Source organism: Caulobacter sp. SRI_008 (genome assembly GCF_057586355.1).
Window position 1 is genome coordinate 25,536 of record NZ_JBYCZS010000004.1, and the last position, 13,842, is coordinate 39,377.

The 13,842-nt window shown below is 68.6% G+C and carries 13 protein-coding genes; 7 read left to right on the forward strand and 6 right to left on the reverse strand.

What is annotated here, in order from left to right; translation table 11 throughout:
• The first annotated feature begins 94 nt into the window (after positions 1–94).
• Positions 95–3,334, forward strand: coding sequence for an autotransporter domain-containing protein (locus AC2YHT_RS04870; RefSeq protein WP_487288458.1), 3,240 nt, complete (start codon positions 95–97; stop codon positions 3,332–3,334).
• Between the two features lie 8 nt (positions 3,335–3,342).
• The gene (locus AC2YHT_RS04875) at positions 3,343–4,068 is read left to right on the forward strand and encodes a response regulator (protein ID WP_110119828.1); all 726 of its coding nucleotides are present in this window, start codon (positions 3,343–3,345) and stop codon (positions 4,066–4,068) included.
• Between the two features lie 138 nt (positions 4,069–4,206).
• Here the strand turns inward: AC2YHT_RS04875 and AC2YHT_RS04880 are convergent, their stop codons facing one another.
• Complete coding sequence (locus AC2YHT_RS04880) at positions 4,207–4,716, reverse strand: hypothetical protein (protein ID WP_487288459.1); 510 nt, start codon at positions 4,714–4,716, stop codon at positions 4,207–4,209.
• 171 nt (positions 4,717–4,887) lie between these two features.
• On the opposite strand from AC2YHT_RS04880, the gene AC2YHT_RS04885 reads away from it, so the two are divergent.
• Positions 4,888–6,201 carry a M20/M25/M40 family metallo-hydrolase gene (locus AC2YHT_RS04885; protein ID WP_487288460.1) on the forward strand — a complete coding sequence of 438 codons (1,314 nt, stop codon included), beginning with the start codon at positions 4,888–4,890 and terminating at the stop codon, positions 6,199–6,201.
• Between the two features lie 170 nt (positions 6,202–6,371).
• On the opposite strand, the gene AC2YHT_RS04890 is transcribed toward AC2YHT_RS04885, so the two are convergent.
• From AC2YHT_RS04890 to AC2YHT_RS04900, 3 genes are read right to left on the reverse strand one after another with little or no spacing between them, the layout of a single operon-like run.
• A complete protein-coding gene (locus AC2YHT_RS04890) occupies positions 6,372–6,821 on the reverse strand; it encodes a flagellar basal body protein (protein WP_487288461.1) in 450 nt (149 codons plus the stop codon).
• Positions 6,821–7,156, reverse strand: a complete 336-nt coding sequence (locus AC2YHT_RS04895) for a rod-binding protein (protein WP_487288462.1) — start codon at positions 7,154–7,156, stop codon at positions 6,821–6,823. The genes AC2YHT_RS04890 and AC2YHT_RS04895 overlap by 1 nt, the downstream gene beginning before the upstream one ends.
• Positions 7,156–8,271 (reverse strand): flagellar basal body P-ring protein FlgI, encoded by a 1,116-nt coding sequence (locus AC2YHT_RS04900; protein ID WP_487288463.1) that lies wholly within the window; start codon positions 8,269–8,271, stop codon positions 7,156–7,158. The genes AC2YHT_RS04895 and AC2YHT_RS04900 overlap by 1 nt, the downstream gene beginning before the upstream one ends.
• Positions 8,272–8,507: 236 nt before the next feature.
• Here AC2YHT_RS04900 and fliX point away from each other — a divergent pair, with 236 nt between their 5' ends.
• From fliX to AC2YHT_RS04915, 3 genes are all read left to right on the forward strand, one after another.
• Positions 8,508–8,936, forward strand: a complete 429-nt coding sequence (gene fliX / locus AC2YHT_RS04905; RefSeq protein ID WP_110133270.1) for a flagellar assembly regulator FliX — start codon at positions 8,508–8,510, stop codon at positions 8,934–8,936.
• A gap of 214 nt (positions 8,937–9,150) precedes the next feature.
• Positions 9,151–9,579: an RNA polymerase-binding protein DksA gene (gene dksA / locus AC2YHT_RS04910; RefSeq protein ID WP_110121381.1), complete on the forward strand. Its 429-nt coding sequence runs from the start codon at positions 9,151–9,153 to the stop codon at positions 9,577–9,579.
• 204 nt (positions 9,580–9,783) lie between these two features.
• Complete coding sequence (locus AC2YHT_RS04915) at positions 9,784–11,622, forward strand: DUF885 domain-containing protein (protein WP_487288465.1); 1,839 nt, start codon at positions 9,784–9,786, stop codon at positions 11,620–11,622.
• A 148-nt stretch (positions 11,623–11,770) separates the two neighbouring features.
• Here the strand turns inward: AC2YHT_RS04915 and AC2YHT_RS04920 are convergent, their stop codons facing one another.
• Together AC2YHT_RS04920 and AC2YHT_RS04925 are read right to left on the reverse strand one after the other, a co-directional pair.
• Positions 11,771–12,385: a pyridoxamine 5'-phosphate oxidase family protein gene (locus tag AC2YHT_RS04920; RefSeq protein WP_487288466.1), complete on the reverse strand. Its 615-nt coding sequence runs from the start codon at positions 12,383–12,385 to the stop codon at positions 11,771–11,773.
• 52 nt (positions 12,386–12,437) lie between these two features.
• Positions 12,438–12,800 carry a response regulator gene (locus AC2YHT_RS04925; protein WP_233245331.1) on the reverse strand — a complete coding sequence of 121 codons (363 nt, stop codon included), beginning with the start codon at positions 12,798–12,800 and terminating at the stop codon, positions 12,438–12,440.
• Positions 12,801–13,034: 234 nt separating this feature from the next.
• Between AC2YHT_RS04925 and AC2YHT_RS04930 the strand changes: the two genes are divergently transcribed.
• Positions 13,035–13,841 carry a crotonase/enoyl-CoA hydratase family protein gene (locus AC2YHT_RS04930; RefSeq protein ID WP_487288467.1) on the forward strand — a complete coding sequence of 269 codons (807 nt, stop codon included), beginning with the start codon at positions 13,035–13,037 and terminating at the stop codon, positions 13,839–13,841.
• Position 13,842: the final 1 nt, after the last annotated feature.

The window sequence follows — 13,842 nt, forward strand, 5'->3', positions numbered from 1 at the left end:
CGTGAGCGTCGCCGTAGCATGACGGAAATTTCATAGACACGCCTGGGCCATGCACGGCCCCTAAGGCTCGGAGGTTCCATCAGGCGGGTCCTCCATGTCGCGTAAGCTTCTGATCTTGTCGGCCGCAGCTCTGCCGATGCTGCTGCATGCCGGCGGCGCCGTCGCCGAGACCGAGATCACCAGCAGCAGCCGCACCAAGGCGGTCGCGACCTCGACCGCCAACGACGGCGCGGCCGACGACGTCAAGATCACCAGCGACGGCGTGATCACCTACGCGTCCGAAGGCGCGATTGCCACCGTCGACAGCAGCAACACCCTGACCAACAACGGCACGCTGCAAAGCACCGACCTCTCCAACTCGACCGGCATCCTGATCAGCGGCGGCCTCACCTCGACGGTGACCAACGGCGGCACGATCTCGCTGACCGAGGACTACGACTACGAGGACACCGACAGCGACGGCGACTACGACGGCCAGTTCGCGCTGGGGACCAATCGTTACGGCATCCACCTGACTGGTTCGGGCGATTTCACCGGCACGATCGAGAACTCGGGTTCGATCACCATCGAGGGCAACGACTCGATCGGCATCATCCTGGAATCGTCGGTGATCGGCGACATTCTCAATTCCGGCTCGATCGCGGTCACCGGCGACGACGGCTACGGTATCCGCAACACCGCCAGCATCACCGGCGACATCGTCAGCGACGGCTCGATCAGCGTGCTGGGCGCCAACAGCGTCGGCCTGGCGGTCAACGGCGAGGTCGACGGCTCGGTGATCGTGCAGGGCTCGATCACCGCCACCGGCTATCGCTACACCAGCCGCTACACCGATCCCGACGACGAGGCCCTGCTCGACGCCGACGACCTGCTGCAGGGCGGTTCGGCCATCCAGGTGACCAGCAACGTCACCAAGGGCCTGGTGCTCGACGCCCCGCCCGAGGACACCAACGACGACACCACCGACGACGAGGACGGCGACGGCGTCGCCGACGACGAGGAAGGCACCGCTTCGGTCGCGGTCTATGGCGGCGCGCCGGCGATCCAGATCGGCTCCGACACCCAGACCGTCACCCTCGGCTCGGCCGGCGACGGCATCTACGACTACGGCCTGGTGATCCGCGGCTCGGTCGCCGCCTACGGCATCCACCCGGGCGTGGCCGCCACCGGCGTGCAGATCGGCGGCTCGGCCGGCTACGAGACCCTGGTCACCAACGGGATCAACCTGGAGGGCTCGATCACGGCCAGCGCCTACGAGGCCGACGCCGTGGGCCTGCATCTGACCTCGGGCGCCATCGCCCGGATCCTCGATAACAGCGGCGGGCTGACCGGTTCGGTCACGGCCGAGGGCGATTCCGCCGCCTACGCCCTGCTGATCGACGCCGGCGCGACCATGACCACGATCAACAACAGCGGCACGATCCTGGCCACGCTCTACGGCGAGGCCGGAACCGCCAACGCCATCGTCGATCGCTCGGGCACGCTGACCACGATCAACAACACCGGCACGATCGCCGCCTACCTGACGGCCACCGACGACGACTACGACCTCGACGACGACAACGACGACGCCGACGATGAAGTGGTCACCGGCAAGGCCGTGGCCATCAACCTGCAGGCCAACACCACCGGCGTCACCATCACCCAGACCGGCGTCAACGACGGCGACGATGGCGACGACGGCGTGGCCGACACCGATACCGACGGCGACGGCGTGGACGACGCCGACGAGCCGACGATCATCGGCCAGATCCTGCTGGGCTCGGGCGCCGACACCATCAACCTGCTGAACGGCACGCTGTACGGCGAGATCTCGTTCGGCGACGGGGCCGACGTCTTCAACATCGACGGCGGCGCCTACGCGGTCACCAAGATCAGCGACAGCGACGGCAAGCTGTCGATCAACATCGGCGATGGCGGCCTGCTGCTGACCAACACCAACACGATCAACGCCACCAGCCTGACCCTCGGCGCCGACGCCAAGCTGGTGTTCACCGTCGATCCCTCGGCGGGCACGGCGACCCAGCTGGTGGTCGACACCGCCACCATCGCCAGCGGCGCAAACCTGGGCCTGGTCTTCAACAACCTGCTGACCACGGCCAGCACCTTCAAGGTGATCTCGGCCGGAACCCTGACCGCCGGCGACATCGACCAGGACCTGCTAGGCGACGCGCCCTACCTCTACGTCGCCAGCGCCTATACGGAAGGTAACGACGTGCTGATCGACGTGCGTCGCCGCACGGCCGCCGAAGCCGGCATGACCCGCAGCCAGGCCTCGGCCTACGAGGCGGTGTTCGCCGCCCTGAGCAACGACGACGGCATCGCCGGCGCCTTCCTCAGCCAGTCGACCGCCGACGGCTTCTACAATCTCTACGACCAGATGCTGCCCAGCACCGGCCAGGGCATGTTCACCAGCCTTCAGGCCGTGCAGCAGCAGCTGTCGTCGGCCACGTCGGTGCGTCCCGACGGCGCCGACCGCTACGGTCCCGACAGCGTCTGGGTGCAGGAGATCAACAGCCTGGTCCGCATCGAGGACGGGGCGGTGCAGGGCTCGGACACCAAGGCCGTTGGCCTGGTCGCCGGCTACGAGGCCATGGGCGACGCCGGCGGCGCGCTGGGCGTGACCCTGTCCTTCGTCAGCCTCGAGGAAAAGGACACCGCCGCCAAGGTCGGCGAGGAGACGACCGCCTCGGTGTTCCAGGCCGGAACCTACTGGCGCCGTTCGGTCGGCGGCTGGCGCCTGAACCTGGGCGGCGGCGCGGGCTACATCCGCTTCAACGGCGACCGCAGCTTCATCAGCGAGGACAGCGACAGCGACGGCGCGGCCGACGAGATCCTCCGCAACACCGCCGCCTGGAACGGCTTCACCGCCAACGCCTTCGCCGGCGTCGGCTACGAGGTCACCTTCGGCGCCAACTACATCCGCCCCGAGACCCGCCTCGACTACGTCTACATGTGGGAAGGCGAGCGCCGCGAGCACGGCGGCGGCGAGGGCTTCGACCTGACGGTCGCCTCGCGCAAGTACAGCAACCTGTCGAGCGACATCGGCGTGGTCTTCGGTCGCCAGTTCGGCAAGGAAGTCTGGTTCAAGCCGGAAGTCCGCGTCGGCTATCGCAAGACCCTGGCCGGCAAGTTCGCCGACACCACGGCCACGTTCGCGGGCGGCACGCCGTTCACGATCCTGGCTGACAACGCCCGCAACGGCGCGGTGACCCTGAACGTCGCCCTGCGCGCCGGTTCGGATCTTTCCTATTTCGCCCTGGAGGGCGGGGCCGAAGCGTCCCGTCGCCAGACCCGCTATTCTGCCCGGCTTGTCGGCCGGGCGATGTTCTGAGAACGCCCGTGAGACCCCGCCTGCTCATCGTCGATCCCGATATCGACTCCCGCGCCGCCATTACCGCCCTTCTGGGCCGCTTCGACCTGGAAGTGCTCGAGGCCGGTTCGGCCCGCGAGATGGACCAGATCCTTGGCCGCACCCAGATCGAACTGGTCGTGATGGACATCCTGCTGCCCGACGAAGCCGGCCTCTCGGTCTGCGCCCGGCTGCGCCGCCTCAACCCGGCTCCGGGCGTGGTGGTGGTCAGCGCGGTCGACGACGAGAGCGACGTGGTGGTCGGCCTGGAGATGGGCGTCGACGACTACATCGCCAAGCCGTTCCGCCCGCGCGAGACGGCCGCCCGCATCCGCGCCGCGGTCCGTCGCCGCCAGGCCTATCGCGCCCCCGAGCCGATCGCCGCCCCGCCGGTCTATCAGTTCAGTGGCTGGCGCCTGAACGTCGCCACCCACGAGCTGTTCGATCCGCGCGGCGAGTCGGTGAACCTGTCGTCGGCCGAGTTCCTGGTGCTGTGGACCCTGGTCTCCAAGCCCCAGCAGATCCTGACCCGTGATCAGCTGCAGCAGGGCCCGCCCGAGGCCCGCAGCAAGGCCCCGCCGCAGCAGATCAACGTCACCATCAGCCGCCTGCGCAGCAAGCTGCGCCGCGCCGAAGGCGGCGCTCAGATGGTGCGGACGGTCCGCCACGCCGGCTACATGTTCGCCCCGCGCGTCGACCGCGTTCACGCGGACTGACGATCAAGGAACCTCCCCCTGTGGGGGAGGTGATCGCGAAGCGATCGGTGGGGGGAGTGGCTGCTGAGCGGCCAGCTTCTCGGAAGCTGAAAACGGCCCCCCACCGGCCTTCGGCCGCCTCCCCCAGAGGGGGAGGTCCTACTTCTTCCGCACGAAGATTAGCGTCTGGTCCGGCGGGCCGGGCTTGCCGTCGACGTCCTGCTCGACCAGCAGGGTGTCGGGGGCCGAGAGGGCCACCCGCATGGTCTGGCGGCGACCGGTCTGGCCGTGGGTCATCACCGCCACGCTGGACTGGCCCGTGCGATCGACGCTCAAGGTCACGAAGTTGAAGTTGACCACGGCTCGCGTCGGCGAGCCGTCGAGGCCCGCGTCGGCGAACTGGATGGCGGCCACGCCCTCGTCGTCCTCCTCGACCAGGGTCCAGGCGATGAACTTGCCGTCGTCCTTGGTGATGTCGAGCTCGCCGCTCAGCGGCGCGGCGCCGGTCAGGGCCTCGTTGAAGTGCGAGCGCGGCAGGTCGAGCATCCACTTGCCGCCGACGCCTAAGGGACCCGTCCCCTGAGCGGTCGGCGCCTGGGCGAGGGCCGGGGCGGCGAGCAGCAGGAGACCCAGGCCCGCGAGCGCGGATGCGACTTTAGCTTTGGCCATGACCGATCTCCTTGACGATAGGTCAATGTCGGGTGGCGAGATCGGTTCGTCCAGAGGTCCGGCGTTTTTGGAGCCCGGTGTTTTTGGGAGCCGCCGTTCTTCCAATTGTGGATTGCCAATCGGCGGGCGCGGTCGCTCTGGTCGGCGGACTGCAAGAATCGGAGCCCGCCCATGCGCCGCCTATCGCGTTCGCTGTTGTTCGCCGCCTCGCTGTTCGCCGCCGGCGCGCTCTACGGCCCCGAGGCCGACGCCGCCGAGAAGGCCGACACCTCGGTCAAGGCCGTGCAGAAGATCGTCGGCGGGGCCGGCTTCAAGGCCGCCGTCCAACAGCTCGACGCCAACTATGAGCGCACCGTCGCCGACATCGTCACCCTGACCGAGATCCCCGCGCCGCCCTTCAAGGAGGAAAAGCGCGCCAAGGCCTATCTGGAGATGCTCAAGGCCGTGGGCCTGACCGACGTCGAGATGGACGCCGAGGGCAATGTCATGGGCGTGCGGCCCGGGACGGCCACCAAGGGCAAGGGGCCGTTCGTGGTCATCGCCGCCCACCTCGACACCGTCTTCCCGGAAGGCACGGATGTGAAGGTCAAGCGCGAGGGCACGAAGCTGTCGGCCCCGGGCATCGGCGACGACACCCGCTCGCTGGCCGTGCTGCTGGCCTATGTGCGGGCGCTGGACGCGGCCAAGATCAAGACGAAGTCCGACATCCTGTTCGTCGGCAATGTCGGCGAGGAGGGGCCGGGCGACCTGCGCGGCGTGCGCCACCTCTTCACCAAGGGCAAGTACCAGCGCCGGATCGGCGCCTTCTTCTCGATGGACGGCTCGGACCCCTCGCGCATCGTCGACCGCGGCGTCGGCTCCAAGCGCTATCGCGTCACCTTCAAGGGTCCGGGCGGCCACAGCTACGGCGCGTTCGGCGTGGTCAACCCGATGACGGCCATGGCCCAGTCGGTGGTCGATCTCTATGCCGTGAAACCCCCGGCTGATCCCAAGACCACCTATTCGGCCAGCGTGGTCGGCGGCGGCACCTCGGTGAACTCGATCCCCAATTCCATCTTCATGGAGTTCGACATGCGCTCGGAGAGCGCCGACGAACTGGCCAAGCTGGACAGGACCCTGGTGGCCATCCTCGACAAGGCCGTGGCCGGCGAAAACGCGGCCCGCTCGACCAAGCCGGGCGAGGTCTCGTACGAGGCCAAGGTGATCGGCGAGCGTCCGGCCGGCGGCACGGACCCGAAGGCCGCGATCGTCACGGCCACCGCCGCGGCGGCTTCGGCCCTGGGTTTCACGCCCACCCACGAGGCCTCCTCGACCGACGCCAACCTGCCGATGAGCCTGGGGATCCCGGCCGTGACCATCGGCTCCGGCGGCAAGGGCGGCCGCGCCCACGCCCTGGACGAATGGATCGACGTCGAGAAGGGCGAGACCCTCAAGGGCATGCAGGTCGGCCTGGCGGCCCTGCTGGCCGTGGCGGGGGTGGAGTAAAAGTCCTTCTCCCCTTGCGGGAGAAGGTGTCAGCGAAGCTGACGGATGAGGGGTCTCTCAGACGTCAAACGCCGCGAAAGCTGATCGGCTTTCGCGGCGTTTCTGTTCGTGCCACCCCTCACCCGACCCCGCTCCGTGGGGCCACCCTCTCCCGCAAGGGGAGAGGGAGATCAGGCCCGCTGGTTAAGCGTGATCGCCGTGGCGCTGTTGCGGTAGGCCGAGCCCTGGGCGCTGGGGCCGTAGCCGGCGGCCTGCGGGCGCTGGGCGGCGATCTCGTTGGCGACGGCGCGGACCAGGCCCTCGGTGACCGTCTTGGCCGCGGCGATGGCGCGCGACTGGCGGGCCAGGACGGCGTCGAAGGCCTCGGTGGCGCGCACCAGGCGCATGCGGCGCTCGGGCGTGGCGGCCTGGACGACGGCGACGTTGCCGCGCACCCGCGCCGACTCGTGGCGATAGATGTTGGCGAGCTTGGCCGTTTCCTCGACGTGGCGGGCGGCCTCGTGCGGGCGGCGGGCTTCGAAGGCGGTGGCCTGCTTGGCGATCAGGTCGGTCAGGCGCTCGGTCAGGATGATCAGCTGTTCGACGCGCTCGTCGGAGGGCGAGAGGGGGGCGGAGCTCATCATTGGGCGACCTCCTGCAGGCCTTGCATCTTGAGCATCTCGCGCTGGACCGAGGCGGCGATGCCGACGCCGCCGGCCTTGGACACTTCCTTGGCCATGGCGTCGGTCAGCAGCGAGCGGAACATCTCCTCGCCCTGGCCGCCGCCGAACGGTTCGGGGGTCTTCACGCCCTCGAACATCGACTGCATCATCGACGACAGGAACGAGGCCTCGAACTTCTGGGCCGTTTCCTTGATCTTGCCGCGCTTGGCCAGTTCGGCGGCCGAGGTCGCGCCGGTCCCGGAGATGGCCGAGTAGGCGTCCACAGCGCTGGCGGCGGAGGAGAGGGCGCTCATCACATCACCTCGATGTCGGCTTGCAGGGCGCCCGCGGCCTTCACGGCCTGCAGGATGGTGATCATGTCGCGCGGGGTGACGCCCAGGGCGTTGAGGCCGCCGACCAGGCTCTTCAGCGACGCGCCGCCGCCCAGCGTGATCAGCTTCTTGCCCTTTTCCTCGTCGATGTTGATCGTCGACTGCGGGACGACCTTGGTCTGGCCCTGGCTGAACGGGGCCGGCTGGCTGACGGCCGGGGTCTCCTGGACCGAGATGGTCAGGTTGCCCTGGGCGATCGCCACCTGGCTGATGCGGACGTCGTCGCCCATCACCACCACGCCGTTGACCTCGTCGATGATCACCTTGGCCGGGCCGTCGGGCTCGACTTCCAGGTTCTCGATGGCGGTGATGAAGCTGATCATGTCCATGCCGCCCGGCGAGCGGATCGCCACGACGGTGGGGTTCTGGGCCTGGGCGCAGCTGGGGAACTTGATGTTGATGGCGTCGGCGATGCGGCGGGCGGTGGTGAAGTCGGGGTTGCGCAGGGTCATGCGCAGCTCGCTCATGGCCACCATCTGGAAGCCGGTCTCGCGCTCGACGTCGGCGCCGGCGGCGATGCGGCCGGCGGTCGGGACGCCGCGGCTGATCGAGCTGCCAGAAGCGCCGCCGGCCGAGACGGCGCCGGTCTGCACCTGGCCCTGGGCCACGGCGTAGGTCTGGCCGTCGGCGCCTTGCAGCGCGGTGACCATCAGCGTGCCGCCCTGCAGGCTCTTGGCGTCGCCCATGGCCGAGACTGAGACGTCGATCTTCGAGCCGGCGCCGGCGAAGGCGGGCAGCTTGGCGGTGACCATGACGGCCGCCGCGTTCTTGGCGTTGAGGTTGGCGTCGCGGACGTTGACGCCCTGGCGCTCGAGCAGCGATTCCATGCTCTGCTTGGTCATCGGCGCGTTGCGTAGGCTGTCGCCCGTGCCGTTGAGGCCGACGACGATGCCGTAGCCGATCAGGTGGTTCTCACGCACGCCTTCGAACGAGACGATGTCCTTGATCCGCGACTTGGCGGCGGCCGGACCGGCGACGACGGTCATGGCCGCGAGGGCCAGGCCGGCGAGAACGGAGCTGAAAAATGAACGACGCATGGATTTCCACACCGAAGGACGCAATTCCGTCGCGGCCCATGCCAGAACCGGGCCAACGGAAAAGGTGAGGAAAATCAATGAAAAGGGCGGCCGAAAAAGCCTGCGACAATCCTGTCCGGCAGATTCTGCCCGGCATTAACCATACCGCAAGCGCCGATCTCGAATATGAGTTCTCATCGGGGAGGCCGACTCCCTATATGTAGGCGTTCAAGACCAGCTTTGGAGCGACGGTCGTCATGAAGGTTTCGAGCTCGGGAGGCGTGGGCGCGGCTGGCGCATCACGCGCGCGGCCGGCGGGCGGCGGATCGAACTTCGCCCTGCCCAGCGTCGGCGGCGCCAGCGGTGTGGCCGGGACGGCCGCGGCCGGCGGCCTGGCCGGGGTGGGCTCGCTGGACGCTCTTCTGGCCCTGCAGGCCAACATGGACCCGATGGAGCGCAAGCGTCGCGCCATCCGCCGGGCCGACGACATTCTGGACATCCTCGACGGCCTGAAGATCGCCGTGCTGGACGGGGAGGTCTCCTCCAGCACCATCGACAAGCTCAAGCGCGCCGTCCGCGAGCACCGCGAGAGCGTCGACGATCCGAAGCTGCAGAGCCTGCTCAACGAGATCGAGACCCGCGCGGCCGTCGAAGAGGCCAAGCTCTCCGTGGCGCAAGGCGCGTGAGGAGCGGCGGGATGGAACCTCGAACCCATTCCCGCGATTTTATTGCCCCGGCCGGCGCGGCGAAGCTCGTCGCCCCCGTGCAGCGTCGCCGCCGTGTCAGGCAGGCGCGCGCGCCTGAATGCACCGCTCATGCGACGTTCATTGAACGGGGCTATCGTTTTGGTATAAGCACACCGCCCGCTGAGGGCGGAGTTCATCGGGGCGTGAGGCGTTGATGCAGACGGCCACTGTTCTTAAGGAACCGAATACGTATCGTCCTTCCGAGGACGAGCCGTTCATGAATGAGCGGCAGCTCGAGTATTTCAAACAGAAGCTGCTGACCTGGAAAGAGGAAATCCTTCGCGAATCTCGCGAAACGGTCTCCCATCTCCAGACCGAAACTGAGAACCATGCCGACCTCGCCGACCGGGCGTCGTCGGAAACCGACCGGGCGCTGGAACTTCGGACCCGCGACCGGCAGCGGAAGCTGATCTCCAAGATCGACCAGGCGTTGCGCCGGGTCGAAGACGGCAGCTACGGCTACTGCGAAGAGACCGGCGAGCCCATCGGCCTGGCCCGTCTGGACGCGCGTCCGACCGCCACCCTGAGCCTCGAGGCCCAGGAGCGTCACGAGCGTCGCGAGCGGGTTCACCGCGACGACTGAGGTCTCGCAGGTCTTATCCTGATGTGTTTTGCGACGGCCTCGCTTCATGAGCGAGGCCGTCTGCGTTTCTGCCTGAATTAAGTCCAAGCTTGCTGCTTTTCACGGCGACGGGGGAATGATCTTCTCCCGCCCGTCGAGGGTCGTTGAGCGGGGGAAGGTCCGCGCCTACGGCCGCTCGAAAGCCCCTTTCAGCGAGCCGCTTCCATGCGCCTGTCCCGTCGTCATCTTCTTCTCTCGGCCGCCGCCGCCACTGCGGCTTCGGGGGCCGCCTCGGGCCTGCCGGCCTTCGCCGCGACGTCCGCCAAGGGGCCGATCGCCGACCCGAAGCTGGCCAAGCTGCTCGACGCCTTCGTCGACGAGATGCTGATCGACCAGCCCGAGGCCGCCACGGGCCTGGGCCTCGACAAGGGCGCCCGCGCGGCCCTGAAGGCCAAGCTGTCGGACAGCTCGGCCGCCGGCCGCCGCGCCCAGGTCGCGGCCTATGCGGATCGCGCCAAGCTTATCGCCGCCATCGATCCCAAGACCCTCAACCCGCACGACCTGACGATCCGCGACACGGTGCTGGCGGCCCAGAAGATCGGCGCCGAGGGCGCGGCCTTCAGCTACGGCGGCGACTTCGCCAATCCGTATGTCGTCAGCCAGCAGGGCGGGGCCTATTCGTTCGTGCCGGAGTTCCTGAACTCGCAGCACGGCATCGAGACCGCCGCCGACGTCGACGCCTACGTCTCGCGCCTGGCCGCCTTCGCCAAGGTAGTCGACCAGGAGAACGGCCGTATCGCCGAGGACGTCGGCGCCGGCGTCATCCCGCCGAGCTTCATCCTCGACAACGCCATCGGCCAGCTGACCGAGATGCGCGCCCAGAAGGCCGCCGACAGCCGCATGGTCGGCTCGCTGGCCGAGCGCGCCAAGGCCAAGGGCCTGGCCGACCGCGCGGGCGATGCGACGAAGATCATCGAGGGCGAGGTCTATCCGGCGCTCGACCGCCAGATCGCCGCCCTCAAGGCCGCACGCGAGAAGGCCGACGACAAGGCCGGCGTCTGGAAGCTGCCGCAGGGCGAGGCCTATTACGGCTGGGGCCTGCGCTACAACACCACCACGACCATGGGCGCCGAGGAGATCCACGCCCTGGGCCTGGAGCAGGGCCGCGAGATCGCCGCCCGCATGGACGTGCTGCTGAAGGGCCAGGACCTGGCGCAAGGCTCGGTCGGCGAGCGCGTCACCGCCCTGACCAAGGACCCGCGCTACCTCTACGCCGACAGCGAAGCGGGCCGGGCCGAGCTCCTGGCCTATCTCAACGACCGCATCGCCGCGATCCGCCTGCTGATGCCCAAGCTGTCGCGCCTGGGCCTGAAGGCCGACGTCATGGTCAAGGCCGTGCCGAAGGAGATCCAGGACGGCGCGCCGCAGGGCTATATGAACTTCGCCTCGCTCGACGGCTCGCGCCCGGCGATCTACTACATCAACCTGAAAAACATGGGCAATTGGCCCAAGTTCAGCCTGCCGACCCTGACCACCCACGAGGCCATTCCGGGTCACGCCTGGCAGGGCGCGTACCTGGCCGAGCGGGCCAGCCAGATCCCGACCATCAGCTCGCTGATGGGCTTTGGCGCCTTCGTCGAGGGCTGGGCGCTCTATGCCGAGCAGATCGCCGACGAGGCCGGCTACTACGAGGGCGATCCCCTGGGCCAGCTGGGCTACCTGCAGGCCCAGCAGTTCCGCGCCGCCCGCCTGGTGGTCGACACTGGCCTGCACCACAAGCGCTGGACCCGCGACCAGGCGGTGGAGTTCATGACCTCGACCACCGGTCGCGCCAAGCCGGCCATGGTCAGCGAGGTCGACCGCTACTGCGCCAGCCCGGGCCAGGCCTGCGCCTACAAGATCGGTCACACCGAGATCCTGCGCCTGCGCGAAAAGGCCAAGGCGGCCCTGGGCCCGCGCTTCGACCTGCGCGACTTCAACGACGCCGTGGTCTCGACCGGCGGCACGCCGCTGACCGTGCTGGGCGAGGTGGTGGATCGCTACGTGAAGACGGCGAAGGGGTAGGAGGGAAACCTCCCCCTCTGGGGGAGGCGGCCGAAGGCCGGTGGGGGGAGTTTTCAGCTTCCGCGTTGGTGGAAGTTCAGCAGTCACGCCCCCCCCCACCGATCGCTCCGCGATCACCTCCCCCACAGGGGGAGGTTCCTTTGCGTCGTCACCACATCGTCGCGGCGGCCCGCGCGGGCCAGGCCTCGTCATAGGCCGCGCCACCGACCTCCCCGGCGGTGACGGCGGCCAGCATGGCCCCGGCCGTCGGCAGCGACTTGGGATCGACCTGGGCCTCGGCCTTCCACAGCCCCGAGCGCATCACCGCCCGGGCGCACTGGAAGTAGCACTCCTCGATGGTGACGATCAGAGCCGTGCGCGGGGCCTTGCCCTCGACGGCCAGGCTCTCGAGCAACCCGGGCTCGACGCTGATCACCGCCCGGCCGTTGACGCGGAAGGTGGTGCCCGAACCTGGGATCAGGAACAGCAGGGCCACGCGCGGGTCGCGGACGATGTTGCGCAGGCTGTCGATGCGGTTGTTGCCCCGGCGGTCGGGCAGGATCAGCGTGCGGTCGTCGGCGATGGTCACCAGGCCGTGGGCGTCGCCGCGCGGGCTGCAGTCGAGGCCCTCGGGGCCGACCGTGGCCAGGGCCAGGAACGGCGAGGCTTCGACCAGGGCGCGATAGTGCGGGGTTAGCCGGTCGCTGACCTTGACCGTCGAGGCCGGAACCGGGGCGGGGCTGTAGATCGCCTCCAACGCCTCTAGGGTGTCGATGATCGCCATCCGCCGTCCTCCCCGTATTCGGGAGGGAAACTAGCAGGCGTAGTCCGGCTCGTCAGGCCCGGCTGTCGAGCGCCTGCTGGCAGGCTTCGGCGAGACGCCGGGGTGAGATCGGCTTGTCGACGATGGCCCGGCGGGCGTTGGCCAGCTGGTCGGCGTTGCCGGTGACGAACACCGTGGGGATGCGGCCCAGCTTGGCCTCGATGGCCTCGACCGCCTCCAGTCCCGTGCCGCCGATGATGCGGAAATCGGCGGTGATCAGGTCGGGCGCGCGGGCCAGGGCGCAACTGAGCGCTTCCTGTGGACTGTCGGCGATGTCGAAGCTTGAATAGCCTTGGGCGGCGAGAAGCGCCTCGACTTCGAGGGCGATGAGGATCTCGTCCTCGATGATGAGCGCGTGGCCTTGGGACCTTGTCACTGCACTTACGCCAATCCGCTGTCGTCCCTTACAAGACTACAACCCGAACTTTCAGGCCGCGCCAATCGAATTCGCGCTTGGGTTTTCAGAAATGTGTCCCTGCACGCACGAACCCTCACGGCCGCGTGATGGCGCCGCCCGTCCCGCGAGAGCCGCCAGGGTCGGTTTCCCTCGCGAGCCGAAAGCCTCTATTCAAACGGAAAACAGAAAACACCGCAGGAGCGCCCAAACCCCATGTCGTCCCAGCCCCTCGTCCTCACCGAAAAGCGCGGCCACGTCGCCATTCTCACCCTCAACCGTCCCGAGGCGATGAACGCCCTGGGCGCGCCGGGCGACGGCGACCAGGTGGCGGCCGCCTGCGAGGCGATCAATGACGACCAGCAGATCCGCTGCGTGATCCTGACCGGCGCCGGCAAGGCCTTCTCGGCCGGCGGTGACGTCAAGGCGATGAAGGCCCGCGAGGGCGCCTTCGGCGGCAACGGCGTGGCCGTGCGAGACGGCTACCGCAAGAACATCCACCGGATCGTGCGGGCCATCTATGGCCTGGAGGTCCCGTCGATCGCGGCCGTGAACGGCGCGGCCATCGGCCTGGGCTGCGACGTGGCCTGCATGACCGACATCCGCATCGCCGCCGATACGGCGAAGTTCGGGGTGACCTTCCTGAAGCTGGGCTTGATCCCCGGCGACGGCGGCGCCTGGCTGATGCCGCGCACCGTGGGCATGAGCCGGGCGGCCGAACTGCTGTTCACCGGCGACGTCATCGACGCGGCCAAGGCGGCCGAGTGGGGCCTGATCAGCCGCGCCGTGCCCTCGGCCGACCTGATGGGCGAAGCGCTGGCGCTGGCCGAGCGGATCGCGCAACAGCCGCCGCACGCCTTGCGCATGGCCAAGAGTCTGCTCAAGCACGGCCAGACGGCGAGCTACGACACCCTGATGGAGATGAGCGCCGCCGCTCAGGCCATCGCCCACCACACCGAGGACCACATGGAAGGCGTCGACGCCATTCTCGAAAAGCGCCAGCCCACGTTCCGGGGCGCCTGAG